The organism is Sphaerochaeta sp. (genome assembly GCF_050256055.1).
Classification (GTDB): Bacteria; Spirochaetota; Spirochaetia; order Sphaerochaetales; family Sphaerochaetaceae; genus Sphaerochaeta.
This window is the reverse complement of record NZ_JBFWIJ010000005.1, coordinates 47,066-64,063: the sequence shown is the minus strand read 5'-3', so window position 1 is coordinate 64,063 and position 16,998 is coordinate 47,066. Positions and strand designations below refer to the sequence as shown.

Annotated in this window: 15 protein-coding genes; 9 read left to right on the top strand and 6 right to left on the bottom strand. The window is 52.2% G+C overall.

The window, feature by feature from the left end; genetic code table 11:
• Window positions 1-12 precede the first annotated feature (12 nt).
• Together AB7C91_RS03225 and AB7C91_RS03220 are read right to left on the bottom strand one after the other, a co-directional pair.
• Window positions 13-837, bottom strand: a complete 825-nt coding sequence (locus AB7C91_RS03225) for a M55 family metallopeptidase (RefSeq protein WP_428589189.1) — start codon at window positions 835-837, stop codon at window positions 13-15.
• Window positions 834-1,703 carry a MurR/RpiR family transcriptional regulator gene (locus AB7C91_RS03220; RefSeq protein WP_332447719.1) on the bottom strand — a complete coding sequence of 290 codons (870 nt, stop codon included), beginning with the start codon at window positions 1,701-1,703 and terminating at the stop codon, window positions 834-836. Before AB7C91_RS03220 ends, AB7C91_RS03225 begins: the two co-directional genes overlap by 4 nt.
• Before the next feature lie 325 nt (window positions 1,704-2,028).
• Between AB7C91_RS03220 and AB7C91_RS03215 the strand changes: the two genes are divergently transcribed.
• Both AB7C91_RS03215 and AB7C91_RS03210 read left to right on the top strand, forming a co-directional pair.
• The gene (locus tag AB7C91_RS03215; RefSeq protein ID WP_332447718.1) at window positions 2,029-3,369 is read left to right on the top strand and encodes an MATE family efflux transporter; all 1,341 of its coding nucleotides are present in this window, start codon (window positions 2,029-2,031) and stop codon (window positions 3,367-3,369) included.
• Between the two features lie 23 nt (window positions 3,370-3,392).
• On the top strand, window positions 3,393-3,995 hold the full coding sequence (locus AB7C91_RS03210; RefSeq protein ID WP_332447717.1) for a hypothetical protein: 603 nt from the start codon (window positions 3,393-3,395) through the stop codon (window positions 3,993-3,995).
• Here the strand turns inward: AB7C91_RS03210 and AB7C91_RS03205 are convergent.
• Genes AB7C91_RS03205 through AB7C91_RS03195 form a run of 3 tightly spaced genes read right to left on the bottom strand, consistent with a single transcriptional unit; the run spans window position 3,987 to window position 6,261 of the window.
• Complete coding sequence (locus tag AB7C91_RS03205; RefSeq protein ID WP_332447716.1) at window positions 3,987-4,424, bottom strand: DUF523 domain-containing protein; 438 nt, start codon at window positions 4,422-4,424, stop codon at window positions 3,987-3,989. The two genes, AB7C91_RS03210 and AB7C91_RS03205, sit on opposite strands and share 9 nt — an antisense overlap.
• A gap of 18 nt (window positions 4,425-4,442) precedes the next feature.
• Window positions 4,443-5,165, bottom strand: a complete 723-nt coding sequence (locus tag AB7C91_RS03200) for a creatininase family protein (protein ID WP_332447715.1) — start codon at window positions 5,163-5,165, stop codon at window positions 4,443-4,445.
• Window positions 5,158-6,261 (bottom strand): GGDEF domain-containing protein, encoded by a 1,104-nt coding sequence (locus tag AB7C91_RS03195; protein ID WP_332447714.1) that lies wholly within the window; start codon window positions 6,259-6,261, stop codon window positions 5,158-5,160. Before AB7C91_RS03195 ends, AB7C91_RS03200 begins: the two co-directional genes overlap by 8 nt.
• 100 nt (window positions 6,262-6,361) lie before the next feature.
• Between AB7C91_RS03195 and AB7C91_RS03190 the strand changes: the two genes are divergently transcribed.
• The 4 genes from AB7C91_RS03190 (at window position 6,362) to AB7C91_RS03175 (ending at window position 11,010) form a co-directional block, all read left to right on the top strand.
• Window positions 6,362-7,651: an RluA family pseudouridine synthase gene (locus tag AB7C91_RS03190; RefSeq protein WP_428589182.1), complete on the top strand. Its 1,290-nt coding sequence runs from the start codon at window positions 6,362-6,364 to the stop codon at window positions 7,649-7,651.
• Window positions 7,652-7,724: 73 nt separating this feature from the next.
• Window positions 7,725-8,513, top strand: coding sequence for an NYN domain-containing protein (locus tag AB7C91_RS03185; RefSeq protein ID WP_332447712.1), 789 nt, complete (start codon window positions 7,725-7,727; stop codon window positions 8,511-8,513).
• 30 nt (window positions 8,514-8,543) lie between these two features.
• Entirely contained in the window at window positions 8,544-10,211 is a 1,668-nt protein-coding gene (locus AB7C91_RS03180) for a GGDEF domain-containing protein (RefSeq protein ID WP_332447711.1), read from the top strand.
• A 55-nt stretch (window positions 10,212-10,266) separates the two neighbouring features.
• Window positions 10,267-11,010: a hypothetical protein gene (locus AB7C91_RS03175; RefSeq protein WP_332447710.1), complete on the top strand. Its 744-nt coding sequence runs from the start codon at window positions 10,267-10,269 to the stop codon at window positions 11,008-11,010.
• On the opposite strand, the gene pyk is transcribed toward AB7C91_RS03175, so the two are convergent.
• The gene (gene pyk, locus AB7C91_RS03170; RefSeq protein WP_332447709.1) at window positions 11,011-12,444 is read right to left on the bottom strand and encodes a pyruvate kinase; all 1,434 of its coding nucleotides are present in this window, start codon (window positions 12,442-12,444) and stop codon (window positions 11,011-11,013) included.
• Window positions 12,445-12,595: 151 nt separating this feature from the next.
• On the opposite strand from pyk, the gene AB7C91_RS03165 reads away from it, so the two are divergent.
• From AB7C91_RS03165 to AB7C91_RS03155, 3 genes are read left to right on the top strand one after another with little or no spacing between them, the layout of a single operon-like run.
• On the top strand, window positions 12,596-14,959 hold the full coding sequence (locus tag AB7C91_RS03165; RefSeq protein WP_428589177.1) for an efflux RND transporter permease subunit: 2,364 nt from the start codon (window positions 12,596-12,598) through the stop codon (window positions 14,957-14,959).
• The gene (locus AB7C91_RS03160) at window positions 14,956-15,720 is read left to right on the top strand and encodes an outer membrane lipoprotein-sorting protein (RefSeq protein WP_332447707.1); all 765 of its coding nucleotides are present in this window, start codon (window positions 14,956-14,958) and stop codon (window positions 15,718-15,720) included. Before AB7C91_RS03165 ends, AB7C91_RS03160 begins: the two co-directional genes overlap by 4 nt.
• Window positions 15,717-16,961 carry a hypothetical protein gene (locus AB7C91_RS03155; RefSeq protein WP_428589174.1) on the top strand — a complete coding sequence of 415 codons (1,245 nt, stop codon included), beginning with the start codon at window positions 15,717-15,719 and terminating at the stop codon, window positions 16,959-16,961. Before AB7C91_RS03160 ends, AB7C91_RS03155 begins: the two co-directional genes overlap by 4 nt.
• The last annotated feature ends 37 nt before the right edge of the window (window positions 16,962-16,998 follow it).

The following is a 16,998-nucleotide window of genomic DNA, read 5'->3' as shown; positions in this document are numbered from 1 at the left end:
TGCTCCAAATGCTTACGTGTATTGTGCAAATCGGCCGCCGAACATGGCGATGGTCAGAATCATATGGAACACATCGTCATAGGATTCAGAACAATAGCGAACCGTCCGTCCTGCAATCCGTTCCAGTCCGGGTACGATGGCCACTGCATCGGCGATGACGGTGGTGGTAACATCCACTTCCAAAGTGATCGGCCCTTCAAGCTTCTTGGCTTCGAATGTTCCCCGACGGTCCAAAAAAGCTTGCACTTGTTCAGCGAAGCTCTGCTTCACCTTCTCGGGGCTGTACATCTTGGCAGCGTAGCGGGCAAGTCCTTCCTTGGTACGCACGTAGGGCACCGGAAGAAATGACTCCAATTGGGACTGCAGGACATCATCGCCACTTACCAGACAAACGGGAACGTTGAAGAGGCCTGCATAGTAGGCATTGATTTCCACCTCTCCGACAGCCTGCCCGTTCAACCTGATCTCGTAGATGCAGGATGAGGAATAGGAATGATCCATCCCTCCCCTCAGACTGCCGATGCTTGCATGGTAGCCAAGCAGAAACACAGCATCAAAACTTGCATCAAGGCCTTCCATCATGTAGGAATGACGTGGATAGCCCTTGATATGCGTTACTTCCGGATGCCCGAAGGAACCGTAGACAAGGTTCTCCCCTCTGCTGTGGGAATCACAGATGCAGATTTCCTCGACATCCGCTTGTTCGGTCAACGCATCGATCACATAGGAAAGTTCCTGTTTGAGCTGGGAAGCGCACCACCCTTCCTTGGTGGTCATTTCATTCCATGAAGAAATGCCCTCGATACCTTCCATGTCTGTAGAGATGAATACTTTCATTGCAATACTTCCTTATGGCTACGGATGAATGAATATCCTTGGCGTTCCTTATCAACCACCGTCTTCATATGGGGCAGGAGGTTTTCCTTGCTGCTGAGCAGCAGCATATTGATGAAAACCTGGATGACTGCGACCATGCCGACATAGGAATTGGTCAATAACAGTGAATTGTTTTCGCAACACACCACCGCATCGGCGTTGGGATAGATGGGGCATGCCCCTGAATCGGTGAAGAGAAAGACCTGGGCCCCTTGCTCCTTTGCATAGGTCGCCACTTGGATGGCTTCAGGTGAGTAGGGAGGCATCGTCATGACAAACAGGCAATCCCCTGCCTTCAGACTCTTCAGCCTGGGGTTGTAGTCACTGACCGATCCGGTGATGGTTTGCACATTTTTCATCTGCATACAAAGCAAGGCGTACTCAAGCAATTGCATGATGTTCTTGCTGACTCCGAACCCGCTGATGAAAATGGCATTACAGGAAAATACCGCCTCGGCCATATGCAGAAGGGACTGGGCGCTGAGGTCCCGCAGTGTTTTGGTCAGATTGCTGATTTCATTATCCGCAAGTTTCTGCAACTGTTTGCGCACTGGAAGCACATCCAATTCATTCAAGGCGACCGCAGGATCTGGTTTGAGTTTCGACCTCACTTCTTCCTGGACGGTCTCCCTGAATTGCTTGTACCCCTTGAAACCGAGCGCCTGTGTATAGCGCACCAGACTGGCATTGCTTACGCCGATGATACGGCTTAGTTCATGGACGGAGGTAAATCCGATGGATTCGTAGTTTTCCAGCAGATATCGACCGATTTCCACAAAGGAAGGTGACATATGAGCCAACGTTTCCTGAATGCGTTCTTTTACCATCCGCCCCCCCTGAAAGTAATGATGCTGCAGTCCTTTTCAAGATGTAATAAAAGGTACTGTAATTAAAATTATTTTAACAAATATTACATCATTATGCACTAAAAATTGCATATTTTTGCATAATCTTTTTTATTACAATTGACAAAACATTTTATCAAACCAACTATCAAAATTAGTAACTAGTTAACTTGTACATTTCAAAGAATATGTCTCGTTTCAAGATACCCTTGGTCAGAGCGCCTCCCTTCGGGTTTGGAGGAACGCCACCCTGGCTGCATGCCAATGCTTGCAAGTTTGGGACGCATGGACTAGAGTAGGAAAAATCATGGCATCGCATACGAAACTCATGACAATCGGGTCGATTCAATCGAATATGATCTCCTTTGCCATTCCCATATTTTTCAGCAATCTTTTGCAGCAACTCTATCAAACCACCGACTCGCTGGTCGTAGGGAACTTCGTCGGCAAGGAAGCGCTTGCGGCCATCTCCTCCATCGCATCGTTGACCATGCTGTTGGTGGGGTTGTTCCAAGGCATCTTCATTGGAGCAGGGGTCGTCATTTCCACATCATTCGGCAGGCAGGACCGGAGGGCGGTGCAGAAAGCCGTACACACCTCGGTCGCCCTCGGATTGGTAGGGAGCATTCTTTTAACCATATTGGGGTATGTACTTTCTCCTATTATCCTGACGTGGATGCAGACACCCCAGAGCGTCTTCGCTGACGCAGATACCTATATCAAAATATACTTTCTCGGTATCAGCTCCTTGATCCTGTACAATACGGCAAGCGGTATCCTGACTTCCGTCGGGGACAGCAGACATCCGCTGTATTTCCTTGCCGTGGCAGCCGTGCTGAACATCCTGCTCGACCTGGTCTTTGTCATCCACTTCAAAATGGGCATTGCGGGAACGGCTTACGCCACCGTCATTTCCCAGACAGTCAGTGCCTTTCTGTGTTTCAGGCTGCTGTTCACCACCAAAGACATCATCCGCGTACAACTGCGTTTGATCAGGTTCTCCAAAGGGTACCTCTCCAAGGCATTGAAACTCGGCATCCCCAGCGGTATCCAGAATTCAGTCACTTCCTTGGCGAATGTCATCCTCCAATCCTCCATAAACCTCTTCGGAGCATCGGCAATGGCCGGAAATGGTGCATTCATGCGCATCCAGGGCTTTGCATTCATCCCGATCACCGCCTTCGCCCTTGCCTTGACCACCTTCACCGGGCAGAACCTCGGTGCGAAGGAATATGACCGGGTCCGCAAAGGAGCACGATTCGGCATCCTCTTCGGGGTACTGTTGGCCGAATCCATCGGAGTATTGCTGTATTTCGGTTCGGCGCCGTTGGTTGCCTTGTTCAGCCGCGACAGTCAGGTCATCGCCTTCGGTGTGCAGAAATCCCAGATTTCCAGTCTCTTTCTCTGGTCGCTCGCTCTCAGCCATGCCATGACCGGCCTTTTCAGGGGAGCCGGGAAATCGATCGTACCGATGGGCGTCATGCTTGCCGTCTGGTGTGTCTTTCGAATCATCTTCATCAAGGTGGGGCTTGCCTTGATCATGGACATACGCGTGGTGTTCTGGGCGTATCCGGTAACCTGGACCATCAGTGCCATCATATTCATCTTCTACTATTTTTTGGTCGACTGGATGGGGCAAACCAAGTAGACTGAATCCATGAGGAGGCTCTCATGGATCAGACAACACGCAAATTGGCACAATACAGGTGCATTCCCATGGCAAAGGTGTTTGCCAAGGAACAAGCCGGCAAGCTCAGTGAAGCGTTGCATACCGCCGGCCTTCCCGTGGTGAATGTCTCACAGCAGCACCCTGATGGCGCAGAACTGGTACGAACCCTGGCAAAGGATCCGACTCTGTTGGTGGGATCGGGCAACGTGCAGACGTATGATCAGGCACTGCATGCCTTGGACAACGGAGCGCGATTCCTGTTCTCCCCGCTCTTCGATGAACGAATGATCGCTCTCGCACAACAACAGGACATCCCCATCTTCCCGGTAACCACGCAGATTGCCATGGCAGAACTCCATCATTTGAAGGTGTTGGGCTGCTATCCGGTGACCGAGCTCGGAGGACTTGCCTTCATCAACAAGATGGGAGAAGAGGGAGGACTTTCGTTCATCGTTGCGGGCCATATCGAGGAATCCATGATGGAGTACTATCTTTCCAACCCGCATGTCCTGGCGATGACCGGAAGCTGGATGTTCGCTGATGGAAGTGACTGGAAAGCGATCACCAAGGCACTGGTTCGTGCAGCTTCATGGAAACTAGAGTAGCAATCCCGCACTTGTAGGGGTATACAGAGTGAAAGAGTGACTGATCAACAAGGCAGCAAACACCCCGTTCCCTTCAGTCAAGGTGGAACTGAACGTACCATCATAGATGAACCCCACCCCACAGGAAGGACTCCGTTCCATCAGCAGTGCCGTCGTACAGTGATGGTTGAGGGCGATGCACAGGGCTTCTTGCGCACCTGCTTCAAAAAAATGCGTCACATCTTCCCCTTCCTTGGTCAGGATACGCCCATTGACGCGTTCACTGGCAGAGCGTGGAGTGATCAGGCCCCCCAATTGCTCTGGGCATACCGCAACCAAGGAATACGCTTGCTCCAATGCCTCAAGCAACGGGAAGGGAACGCTGCTGCCATTGTAACGACAGCGAATGCCGGCAAGACAGGCACTGATGAGCAACGGCGGTTTGTTCATACCAGGATGCTCCTCATCTTACAATCCCAGTTCCAACAACTTCCGGCCGATCGCATCCACGGTCGTATCGACCAGATGCCGGCCGTACTCGGCGGTGGAGAGACGAGGATCCTCTCCACGCACACCCAACGGCCAAGGAGCCTCAGATGACCCCAGGATTGCCAGATCGACCAAATCCGGATGCAGCGCCATCATGGTGGAAGTTTCGCATTTCCCGGCATGGTCGGCTTGCGTCACATAGGAAGTCGGGTCGAAATCATTAAGGGAGGAAAGCAGGATGATGTCGTATTGTTTCTCCCATTGTCCGGCCATCTCCGCCCAGGCTTTCCGTGAGGGTCCATGGCCGTCGGCGAGCAGGCACATGAATCCGGCCCGCTTGGCTTGGGCCACCAATGCCTCAAGCATCTGCAGGAACAGCCCCTTGGATACCCAATAGCAGCTTCCCGGAAGCTGCTGATGTGGTTTGGTCGTTTCTGCACTGTCCATGCCGATGAACACCTTGCCGTCCTGAGCATCCTCGATGCGGTCGGGGCCTAAAAAGAGAGGCGGAAACACAATGCCTCCGTAGGTTCGTGCAGCCTCAACGAAAATACCCTCGGCCTGCAAGGCATCGCTGCCCAGTGCGTTGTGGATCCCATGCCACTCCAAAGTTCCCAGCGGGATGTATCCGACCGGATGGGCTTTCAATCGTTTCTGGAACTGAGAGACGCCCAAATAGGCATATTGTACACACTCATCCATGTTCAACCTGCTTCTTCATCAATTCTTTGTTGCGATACATAGCGTTGTCTGCAGCAACATAGGTATTGAACAAATTATCAATACAGGACTCACACCATGCCCATCCTGCAGCCAAGGAAAGCGGACTCCGCCTGCTCTTGTTCGCCAGATTCTGGTGTTCTGCAAGTGCACAAAGCGCCGTCTGGGCCGCTTCTCCCTGATCCTTCGGGCAGATGACCGCAAATTCATCGCCACCGACCCGATAGACTTTACCCAAGCCGCCAAAACTTCGTTCGATCAGGCTGCTTGCCAGCACCAGCAATTCATCCCCTGCCTTATGTCCATAGGTATCATTGGCTTGCTTCAGATAATTCAGATCCAAGACCACCACCGTTGCCGCTTGGTCGGAACCATGCTGCAAATCCAATAAATCCCGCATGAAAATGGAACGGTTTCGCAGTCCGGTGAGCGTATCGATCGAATACCGCTGTTCAAGGAAAAAGAGATAAAACAACAACAGGGAAAGCGCAATGCTCGGCCAAAGGGTCAATACCCAAGGAAACAGGACCTGCAGGACAAACCCGACGATGGGGGTAATCAGAATGCAAATCAGCAATGGTCGGTCGGAAGCCTCATAGCGTTTGAGGGTGTTGATCAAATGCACGATGCACAATCCGTAATAAAACAGTGTGATCGTGCTGGTAACCAGAAACAAAGGACCTCTTTGGTAGATGTTCTCGGCATCGACGAAGAACATCCATCCATTCCAATAACTGAGCGTACTGAGCAACGTATTGCATGCAATGGGAAGCAACAGCAACAGATTGAAACGTTTGAAGTGTGCATAGCCGATGAAGTAGAGCAAAAACAAGCAGACCAAGGGAGAAAGGGAAAAACCCAGTACATTGGTCAGTCGATGGTAAGCAATCTGCCAGGACACACCGACATCGTCGACGGTGTAGGCAAACAACTCCGTCCCCATGAGGATCAGCAAGGAAAGCGCTGACAACAAATACCAGCGATTGCGCGGATTGGTCTGTACATTCCGCTGGGCAAGGGCAATCGCGAAGATCATCAGCACTACCGAAAAGAGATCCAATTCAATCGTCGCGTTCATAGCCCCATGATGCCACAGCATACCCCATTTGCCTAGGGGAATGCTTGCACCATGACGCCAGGTTGCGTACTATACAAAAAACCGAAGAGAGAAGAAGCCCATGCACCCCCCCTTGCCTGAATATCCAGCCCGTTTGTATGCACTGCACCTTGCCCGCATCCTTGAGCGGGAGAACGTGGTTGACTTTGACGGTGAAAGAAAGGTAAGCACCCAAGCATTCTTCACTGAGGAGCAAGGGGGAACGATGTTCGGGGTGTTGGTGGCAAGGGACGAGATGGGGAACGAAGTCCTGCTCAAAGCCTTCTCCGGTGCCTGCCAAGGCGAGCGGAACTTGCAGGGATGGGCCGACCATCTGGTGGAAGAAGAGGCCTACCAAGCATACCTGGAACACCATGACCCTGAAATCAAGCGCATGACTGAAGCGCTGAGCAAAGAACACACAGCCCAGCTGGCCCAACAACGCAGCATCATGTCGCAGACCGCCTTGCAAGCATATTACAACCTCTACCGCATCCCCACCCTTGGAGGAGAACCAATCGGACTTGGTGCGCTCTTTTCCGAAGGGAAAATCCCCACCGGCAGCGGAGATTGCTGTGCGATCAAGTTGCTGGGATTTGCCCTGAGCCATCGGCTGACGCCGATGAGCATGGCTGAATTCTATTTCGGACGGGAAACTCAGACGCGCAAGCACCTGCAGTTCTACGGTCCATGCGACGAAAAATGCAAACCGATCCTCAAAGGGATGCTTCATCTCGATATCATCCATCGCGATGAGGATCTGATGGTGGTGAACAAACCCGCATCATTGCTCTCGGTACCCGGAAACGGGGCGGAACATCAGGATTCAGTGGAGACAAGGGTACGGTTGCTTTTCCCTGATGCTCCCCGTCAATGCGCGGTCCATCGTCTGGATATGGACACCTCTGGGTTGTTGGTCATCGCTCTGAATAAAGAGGCATACCGTCATGTACAGCACCAGTTTCGTGAGCATATGGTGCAGAAAACCTATGTGGCCCTACTGGATGGAGTGGTTACCGAGGAACAAGGACGCATCGAGCTTCCCTTCCGCCTCGATCCAAACAACCGGCCCCACCAAATCTACGATGAAGTGCATGGGAAATGGGGGACTACCTTGTTCCATCGGATCCGGGTGGAACGACGCGCCGACGGTAGGCTCGCCACCAGGATGCTGTTCATCCCGCTTACCGGAAGAACCCACCAGCTCAGACTCCACAGCGCACACCCCAAAGGGCTGGGCAAACCGATCATCGGGGATCGGCTCTACGGAAACGGAGCCTCCGATCGACTGCATCTCCATGCCAAGACGATCAGCTTTCTTCATCCTCGTACGAACGAACGCATGGAATTTTCTACACAAGACCCGTTTTAATTATCACATCTGTCCTACTTCTTACTTTCGAAGAACGACCACTTGTAGTATAGTTCCTACAAGGGGATGCTGCATGAGACGAAAAAACAATGCTCTGTACATCGATTTGGAAAACATTCCATCCGGTCTGGACTTGAAAATCCTGTTCGAGGAATTGACGCTCAAGCACAACGAGAGCCCGGAAGAGGAGAATATTTTCGTCATCAAGATGGCTTGCGGGAATTCCAAAGCCATCAAGAAGATGGAAAAGCAATTGGCTGAATACAATTTTGTCATCCGGGACACTCCATCCATCACCACAAACTACAAGAACAGGGCCGACCTCATCATCAGTCTGGAAGCCTTGGAGACCATCATCATCAATACTCCGGTCATCGACCGGTATGTCTTCATTACCAGCGACAGTGATTTCACCGTCATCATGGAGGCCCTTCGCAAATACGGGAAGGAAGTCTATCTGGTCACCAAGGAGATGGTCAGCGACAAGGCGATTTTCAACAACAGTTGTGATGAAATCCTGATCCTTGAATCCTTCATGCCGAAACCGAAGATCGAGGAACCAAAGGACAGCAGCGTGCCCAAGTCGAAGAAGGAAGAGAAACAGGATCCTTCCCATATCAAGAAGATCGATCGGATGGTTGAGGATCTGGCGAAGAAGGTCATCGAATCCTTCGACCCCGATTCCTGGCAACTGGTCAGCTATGTCGGGGTCAAATTCCACCAGATGGATAAAAGCCGGATGATTGAGCGCAGCAGCTACCGCAGTCTGGGAAACCTGCTGGCCAAACTGGAACAAGATAAATTTCTTGCACGAAAGATCAATGAGAAAGGACATCCGGAAATCAGAAAGGTACTTTCCTGACCCAAACACAGAATCGAGGAGTTTTGCAGCATGGCTTTCTCCATAGTCGAGCATCAGATTCAACGGATACTTCTGTTCCTTGCAGTCATTGTTTTGGCTCTCGGGTTCTACTTTGACTCCTTTCTTTCCATTGAACCGCTGGCAAATGAACCAATCGTCACGTGGGAAGCCCCTTGGACCATCCTCGATGATGCGGAGGTAGTTGCGAAAAATGTAAGCCTTCCGTATACCGTAACCGGTAAAACGGCGGGAAAAACCATCACCGCCCGTTTCACGCTTCCTGACAAACTCCCCTCCAGTGCAACCACCCTCCTCGTCAAAACCAGCATGTCATCGCTGATGGTGAATGTCGGCGGTACCAATGTGTACTCCTACAAAGGACCGAACAAGGGATGGGCACGTCCGGTATTCGGCGGCTCCACACCCCATTTCATCCGTCTTGATGCCAGGGATGCAGGAAAGGTACTTGAGCTTGTCTTCACCTTCACCTCCGACAATGCCTTTGCCGGACATATCCGCACAGTACAAGCAGGAAGCAAGGCTTCTTTGCTGCTCGCTGAGTTCTCGGCATGGCCATCCCTGTTTTTCGGATTCGCACTGCTGTTGCTTGGAACGTTGATTCTGTGTTTTTCCTTTGCAGTCCAGACCATCGAGGAGCGTAAGAGCTTCTTCTATTTCGCCTTGGTATTGCTCGCACTGGGAGGTTGGGTTTTCAGCCAAACCCCGAGCAAGTTCCTTTTGATCCGCAATCCTGCCTTGCCGATGAATATGAGTTTCGCCGCCCTGTATCTGCTGCCGTCTTTTCTGGTGAACTACGTCCTGCACAGTTACCCGGTACAGAACCGTTTCCAACATTTCCAGCGAATCAGCCTGATATTCATCCTTGGGTATATCATCGGAGGCATCCTGCAGGTCCTGGGCATCGCCCAGTACACCGACCTGCTGCTCTACAGCGGATTTGCACTCGTGGTATTCCTGCTTGCACTGTTCGCCTACCTCAGCTACGAATACTACAAAGGGAACCGTGCGCTCTCTTCCTTTCTGCTCTCCTTGAGTTGCATGGTATTCTCCATCGTCGCCGAGGAGGTGCTGCTGGCCTTGAACATCAAGCTGGACAGTGCGGTCATCCTCCATTTCGGCATGGCATTGGCCGCCGTCATTCTCTTCTGGCATAGCGTGACAATGGTGCGGGAAAAAACCAGGATCCTATGCAAGGAACAGATGTTGCTTTCCCTGGCGTATACCGACGCCCTCACCGCGGTAGGCAACCGTGCCTCCTTCGACCGTGAGGTGGAGAACATCGTCTCGGCGAGCAAACCGGAAGTCCTGGGAATCCTGATGATGGACATCAACGACCTGAAGAGAATCAACGATACCCAGGGGCACAAGGCCGGCGACCTGCTGCTGAGTGATTTCGCCAAGCGGCTGGTGAACATCCTGCCAGCATCAAGCAAGATCTTCCGCTATGGGGGAGATGAATTCATCGCCCTCATCCCCTCGATCAGGGACGACCAGCTGGCACAGATCAGCCAATCGATTCTGACCTATTTCTCCTCTTCGGGAAAAGTATCGTACGAGGTGGCGGTTGGATGGGATCTTTATATACCGAAGAAGAAAGAGAAATTCCTTGCGGTGGTCAACCGTGCCGATGCAGCGATGTATCGGTGTAAGAATGCAATGAAGGAATGCAAAGCCTGAGACTTGACCAAGAGCAAGGATTTCGACACCGTATCGGCAAGGGGAGATACCTAAGATGAAACGACTGTGCATCCTTATGCTCATTGTTGCGGCCATTGCCCTTCCGTTGACGGCAGGTACCACGCTTGCCGGTATTTCCGGCTATATCGTCGCACCCAGCGCCGATGTAACGGCATCAAGCCAATCCACTTCGGTCACCACCAGCTACTCGGCTGCTTTTTCCAGTGGGGGCGCAGTGCATATTCCAGCCTTGCAGTTGGCATTCAATGATACGTTTGAGACTAGCCTTGCCGTGGATATCGCCGGTGACACCGATCTTTTGCTGAATGCAAAATGGCGATTCAAAACCCAGGGGGAAACCAGCTTTGCAGCAGGGCTGACGGGCCAGCTCAGCGGCATCACCAAGACCAATGAGGCGGCGGCACAATTGTACCTGGCCTCAAGTTTTTCCAGTTCCATCATGGATTTCCCTTCCCGCACCACGCTCTTGCTGGGGTATTCAATTACCAAGAACCTGAACAGCAACATCAATTTTGCGCTGGCATTCCAAACTCCTTTCTTCCCTCAAACATTCAAGGACAAGGTAGAATTCCTTCTGGATTTCGGCAATGTTTCCTACAGCTCCACCCCTTCGGTGGGGAATGCAGAGAATCGTGGCTTGGTGAATATCGCCCTTCGCTTGGTCCCCATCGAGTTCGTCACGTCGACCTACTTGAGTATGGATCTGCGTGCCCTGGACCTGTTTGATGACCAGGGCAGGGCAGTCAGCATCGGGGCAACCATCAGTTTCAGACCCTGATCATTCGATTTCCACCACCTTGATCATATTCGTCTTGCCTGAGCTTCCCACCGGGACCCCGGCGGTTATGACCACGGTATCCCCAGCATGCACCAACCCATGCTCTGCGAGATAGGCGGGAGCATAGGAAAGCAACTGGTCCACCGAATCCTGCTGTCCGATGAGTATCGGAGTGACCCCCCAGGAGAGGGCGAGATAGCGAACCACCTCTTCCAGAGGAGAAAATGCAATAATGGGAACTGAAGGTCTGAATTTGGCGATCAGACGGGCGGTGGAACCCGACTGGGTAAAACAGGCGATATAGGAGGCTCCCACCGAGAGCGCAAGCTCACGAGTGGCCATGCCCACCGCTTCGGTCTTGGTCTGCTTGCGTGTCGGATCCAGGGTGCTGATTTGGTCGAACACCTGGTTGCGGAAGGCATCACTCTTTTCCACCAGATTTGCGATACGACACATCGTCTGGACCGCCTGCAAAGGATATTCCCCTGCTGCGGTCTCTCCGCTGAGCATGACGGCACTGGTTCCGTCAAGCACCGCGTTGGCCACATCGTTGGTCTCCGCCCGGGTAGGCCGTGGATTATGGATCATCGATTCAAGCATCTGCGTGGCGGTGATGACCGGCAGACCTGCATCGATGCAGGTCTTAATGATGGATTTCTGAATCAACGGCACTTCCTCTGCAGGAACTTCCACACCAAGATCCCCGCGGGCGATCATGATGGCGCTTGATTCGGCCATGATGGCCTTCAGATTCGCAACCGCCTGCGGTTTCTCTATCTTGCTGATGATGGGAATCGTCCTGCCGTAGGTCGTTTGCATATGGTCTTTCAGTGCCTTGACATCCTTACTGCTCCGTACAAAGGAAAGGGCGACGTATTCCAGGTTGTTCTTGAAGGCAAAAGCCAGGTCATCAGCATCCTTTGGAGTGAACGAACTGAGATGGTGCAGCGGTACCGTAGGGAGATTCACCCCCTTGCGTGGGGCGATGGTACCATCTTCCAACATCCTGCAATGGATATCCTGACCCTCGATCCGATCCACTACCAAGCTCACCAGACCATCATTTATCAAAATCTTCTGGCCAACTTCAATCTCCTCATGCAAGTAGGCGTAGTCGATGCTGACCCGTTTTCGATTACCGACCACCGTCTGGGTAGTGATGATCAACTCCTCGCCCTTGTGTAGGGTATACGAGTTTTCCTCCAACTGCCCGAGCCTGATCTTCGGTCCTTGGAGATCCAAAAAGACGGCGACAGGAATAGCAAGCTCCTTGCTTGCCTTGCACACCAAATCATATCTGGCTTGCTGCTCCTCATGTGTTCCATGACTGAAGTTCAACCGAAACACCCGGCAACCTGCTTCAAGAATGGCCTTGATCAATGCATAGGACTCACTGGCCGGTCCCAGTGTGGCGACGATTTTGGTATAGGTCATAACAGTCCCCCTTAGTCGTATCATCGGCTACGCAATGTATTTTGTAAAGCGCTGTAATTGCATCGGGTGATGGTGTCCTCACCCGATGAGGTGATGCAAAATGCTCTGTACAGGCGATTGCTTGCACCGCAGACACGCGTACAGTGAAAGTATGGACAGGAAACACGTTCGCGACATGCTTATCGTTGGGTTCTCCTTGGCGGTTAGTCTGCTGTGCCTCACAACCATTCCAAAGTTGAAGGTTGACAGTTCTACAGATGCGTTCATTCCCCTTGATTCTGCGGTGGTACGTACCAATGACCGCATAGAAGCACAGTTCGGTTCGCTTGACACTTTGGTGGTGAGTCTGTATGAACCGAATTCCATCCTGCAACCTTCATATCTGGCCGTCATCTCTGATCTGACCGCCAGGATCGAAGCCTTGGACGGGGTCAAACAGGCAACAAGCCTTACGAATCTGAAACATCTCCAAAGCTCCTTCGATGGCGTGGATGTCGTCCCTCTCTATGAGGGGGATTCATCTGAATTGGAAGCCAGACTCGCCCAGTGGCCGGAATTCTATGACGGGATGCTCATCAGTTCCGACCGCAAGGTTTCTTCCATCCTGATTCAAACCACTTTGGGATATGATGCAACGACACTGCTATCCTCCCTCAAGAATCTCCTTGGAGCATATCCATTGCTCGATTCTACGATTTTGGGCATGCCGGTGGTTACCGAGGCGATCAGGACCAGTCTGCTCTCCGATTTGGCTATCCTCGCCCCGATCGTATCCATCCTGATCATGTTGGTACTCTATCTATTCCTCAGAAGCATCAGGGCAACCATTCTCTCGCTGGTTCCCCTGCTTGTCAGCAGCAGCCTCGCCCTGGGGCTGATGGCATTGTTCGGCATCACCTTCACCATGGCCACCATGTTGGTACCGGTGCTCTTGTTGATCGTCGGCAGCGCCTACACCATTCACATCTTCAGCCATTTCTTTGAGCAGTATGGCCAAGCATCGGTTGACGTGGTACTTCATTCTGTGGTCAAGCGCAACACGTATCCGATCATCGCAGCGGCCGCTACCACAGCCAGCGGATTTTTGGCACAGCTCTCCAGCCCGCTTGGACCGTTCAGAACATTCGGGTTGCTGAGTTTCATCGGTGTAGGGGTCTGTGCATTCAGCTCCCTGGTCCTGTTACCCGCCTTGATTCGCTTGGTTTACCGAACCAAGACGGCAAATCGGATACAAAGCAGACAGGTATCGAAACGTTCGGTGATTCCACTGGTGATGACGTGTTCCAACCGATGGGGTATCGCAGTTCTGCTGGTTTCCTACCTCTCCTTGTTTATTCTGCTTCCATTTTCCTATAGTCGACTCGAGGAAGGAACCAACATGCTTGCTTTCTTCCGCCCTTCTTCAGCGTTGGTCCAGGACAGCAAGCGATACAACCAAGAAATGCAGGGCAGTTTCTCCCTGACGGTGATGCTTGGCATGCCCGAAGGGCAGACCGTTCTGGACCCACGCAACCTTTTTGTCATCGAACAGGCAGTCGATGTCTTCAAACAGCAGAATCAAGTGGGAGGGGTGCAGTCCATCCTCCCCTTCATCAAACGAATGAACCAGCTGCTGGGACCGAAGGAGGGGGAGCTGCCGGTTGCAGGCGGGGAGGAACCGACCTTCGACTTCTTCAATCTGGACGAACCGGGACAAGAGTTGCCACCGGTTGAAGCAAGACAAGCAACCAATGAAAGCACCGGTGAGGGCCGATATGAAATACCGATGGATCCTCAGCGGTATGGTTTGGAGACCGATGAACAGTTGGGGAATCTCATCGCCCAATACCTCCTGCTCTACAGTTCATCCTTGGACAGCTTCATCAACGACCCGTTGGAGAGCGACACCACCGTCCTGACCATCCTCCTCAAGAATTCAGATACCCAGACGCTCAGACTGCTCACTTCCCTCATTCCCACCCTCTTCCCATCCTCTTGGAAAGTGGACATTGGAGGAGGAGAAGCCGTCAGTCTCGCTTTGACCGACTTGGTCACCAAAAGCCAGATGGTCAGTCTGTTCAGCTCCCTGATCGCCGTATGGGTGTTGGTGCTGCTCACCTTCCGTTCGGTGAAACTGGCATTCCTTTCCCTGACGCCCTGCCTATTCGCCTTGGCAGCCGTCTTTTCCTCGATGGCATTGCTGGGTATCAAGTTGGATATCATCACCAGCCTGCTGTCCGCACTTGCCATCGGGGTGGGTGTCGACTATGCCATCCACTTGCTCTCAGCCTTGCAGCGAGACGACGACACACTGGAACACGTTTTGAAGACAACCGGAAAAGCTATTCTGGCAAATGCAGCATCGGTGGCATTGGCCTTCACCGGACTGCTCTTCAGTCGCTTCACCCCCATCGCCCACCTAGGGTTGTTGTTCTGCATAGCCATGGTGAGCTCTGCGCTCAGCACCTTGTTGCTGCTTCCCGCCATCCGTATCCATTTTCCGAAGCTCATCCTTACCAGGAGGAAACTTGTATGAAACGTTCGATCATCATCCTGTTCATACTCTTATTCACCCATGCACTCATAGCGGCCGACCTTTCAGCCGATGAGGTCATGCAACAGGTTCTGGCTGTCCAGAATTCCGATTCCTCTGCCTTGGATTTAAGACTTACCCTCATCGAGGCGAACGGCCAGCGACGGGAACGAAGAATCCAAACCATCAGCCAGACCAAGGAGGGGAAGACTTCCACCCTCACGGTCTTTCTCTCTCCTGAGAGTGTACGAAACACCCGCTTCCTCTCCCTCGAGCAGGATGGAGGAACCACCGAGCAATGGATCTATCTTCCCGCTTTGAAGCGGGTCAGACGAATCGGAGCCTCGGAGGAAGGAGGATCCTTCATGGGCAGTGACTTCTCCTATGCCGACATGGCTTCCACCACCTACGATGCAGATGAAGCAACCCATTCGCTGCTTTCCTCACAGGGGGACAGCTACCAAATTGCATCGCTTCCCGATGCACCGACCACGTACGGGAAATTGGTCACCACCGTTGACAAGCGAACCTTCCTACCCCTTCGCGTCGAATTCTACGACCTCGATGGGAAGACCCTGCTCAAGACGCTGGTTACCGAAACAATCGCAGAAATCGGGGGCAGGCCGATTGCCAAGACAATGGTCATGACCAGCATATTCAGTGGTCATGCAACCCGTCTGGAAATCCTGGATGCAAAATACGACCTTGCCCTGAACCCCGGATATTTTACCGTCACCTTCTTGGAGACCGGGAGGCTCATATGAAAAAAACCATCATATTCCTGCTTCTGTCCATCTTTGGCTTTTCCCTCTTCGCCTTGGATCTGTTTACCGAGGAAAGCAAAGCGCGTAATTTCAGTTTCACATCACAAAGCGCCCTATCCGTCTTTCCCCATGATGAAACTGTCGCTCCCTCCTTGGAGGTAGGCCTCACCATGGAACAGAACAGTTCACGCTACCAAGCTAAGATCGACCTGCTGTTCGACAGCTTGGATGCGCAGCTGTATGCAAATGAAGTCTCCATATCGCTGTTTTTCGGACCTATGGTGTTCAAAACCGGGTTGTACAAGGAGCAATGGGGAAGTGCATCGGCATCCCACGTCGTCGACATCCTCAACAGCAGGGATATGAGAGGTGGATTGGTCGATGATCTGGAGGCAATGAAACGACCGGATTATATGGTCAGCCTCACCAATTATTGGGCTTCCAGTTCATTGCAACTGGTCCTCAAGCCCGGTTTTTTCCCCACGTATCTCACCACCGAAGGACGGTATTCACTGCTTCCGGGCGCATTCAGTTCGGTAAAAATCAATGAAGCGGACACGCATGCAATCACAGATTTCACCATCGCCGCCAGATATGCATTCCATGGTACTTTTTTCGATGCCGGATTAATCGCCTACAGCGGGAAATCCGGGGATCCCGGCTTCACCAACATCACACTCGACCCGTCCACCTTCCAACCGACCGCCTTGGACCTTGTGTATACACGGTTTCAATTCTATGGGGGGGAGGCAAGCCTGCTTGCAGGTCCGTTTACCTTCGCCTTCGAAGGCGGCTATGCAGAAAGCGAGGATACTACCGGCACAGATGCCGGGCTGTACAACAGCAAATGGATCTATTTGGCGGAGTTGTCTTATACCAATCCACAAACCAACCTCTTTGCCTCCTTTACCTACCAAGGCCGGTATGTCCTGGATTTTCCGAGCAACCCGCTTGACGTGGACGTCCTTGCATCAGTGGACGGCAAAGCGAATGACGACATCCTGATTATTGCCGTCGAAGTCCCGATGCTCCGGGAAACGTTGAAGATGCGGTTGGCCGGTACCTATGCAGTGGAAAGCAAAGGATATGCCATCCTTGGTTCGCTTTCCTATGCCTTGGATGATAATCTGGAACTGCTGCTGAAAACGACTATATATGGGGAAATGGAAAACAAAACCAGTCTGTACTCGATGTGGGATGCCAACGACTCAGTCCTGATAGGACTAAAAGCATGGTTCTAGACCGCCAGGTATGATAGGATGCTGAAAGGAGGCGGTC

Bases quoted from the DNA above. Each gene is read 5' to 3' on its own strand.
- AB7C91_RS03225 (WP_428589189.1), bottom strand. From the start codon at position 837: ATGAAAGTATTCATCTCTACAGACATGGAAGGTATCGAGGGCATTTCT.
- AB7C91_RS03220 (WP_332447719.1), bottom strand. From the start codon at position 1,703: ATGGTAAAAGAACGCATTCAGGAAACGTTGGCTCATATGTCACCTTCC.
- AB7C91_RS03215 (WP_332447718.1), top strand. From the start codon at position 2,029: ATGGCATCGCATACGAAACTCATGACAATCGGGTCGATTCAATCGAAT.
- AB7C91_RS03210 (WP_332447717.1), top strand. From the start codon at position 3,393: ATGGATCAGACAACACGCAAATTGGCACAATACAGGTGCATTCCCATG.
- AB7C91_RS03205 (WP_332447716.1), bottom strand. From the start codon at position 4,424: ATGAACAAACCGCCGTTGCTCATCAGTGCCTGTCTTGCCGGCATTCGC.
- AB7C91_RS03200 (WP_332447715.1), bottom strand. From the start codon at position 5,165: ATGGATGAGTGTGTACAATATGCCTATTTGGGCGTCTCTCAGTTCCAG.
- AB7C91_RS03195 (WP_332447714.1), bottom strand. From the start codon at position 6,261: ATGAACGCGACGATTGAATTGGATCTCTTTTCGGTAGTGCTGATGATC.
- AB7C91_RS03190 (WP_428589182.1), top strand. From the start codon at position 6,362: ATGCACCCCCCCTTGCCTGAATATCCAGCCCGTTTGTATGCACTGCAC.
- AB7C91_RS03185 (WP_332447712.1), top strand. From the start codon at position 7,725: ATGAGACGAAAAAACAATGCTCTGTACATCGATTTGGAAAACATTCCA.
- AB7C91_RS03180 (WP_332447711.1), top strand. From the start codon at position 8,544: ATGGCTTTCTCCATAGTCGAGCATCAGATTCAACGGATACTTCTGTTC.
- AB7C91_RS03175 (WP_332447710.1), top strand. From the start codon at position 10,267: ATGAAACGACTGTGCATCCTTATGCTCATTGTTGCGGCCATTGCCCTT.
- pyk (WP_332447709.1), bottom strand. From the start codon at position 12,444: ATGACCTATACCAAAATCGTCGCCACACTGGGACCGGCCAGTGAGTCC.
- AB7C91_RS03165 (WP_428589177.1), top strand. From the start codon at position 12,596: ATGGACAGGAAACACGTTCGCGACATGCTTATCGTTGGGTTCTCCTTG.
- AB7C91_RS03160 (WP_332447707.1), top strand. From the start codon at position 14,956: ATGAAACGTTCGATCATCATCCTGTTCATACTCTTATTCACCCATGCA.
- AB7C91_RS03155 (WP_428589174.1), top strand. From the start codon at position 15,717: ATGAAAAAAACCATCATATTCCTGCTTCTGTCCATCTTTGGCTTTTCC.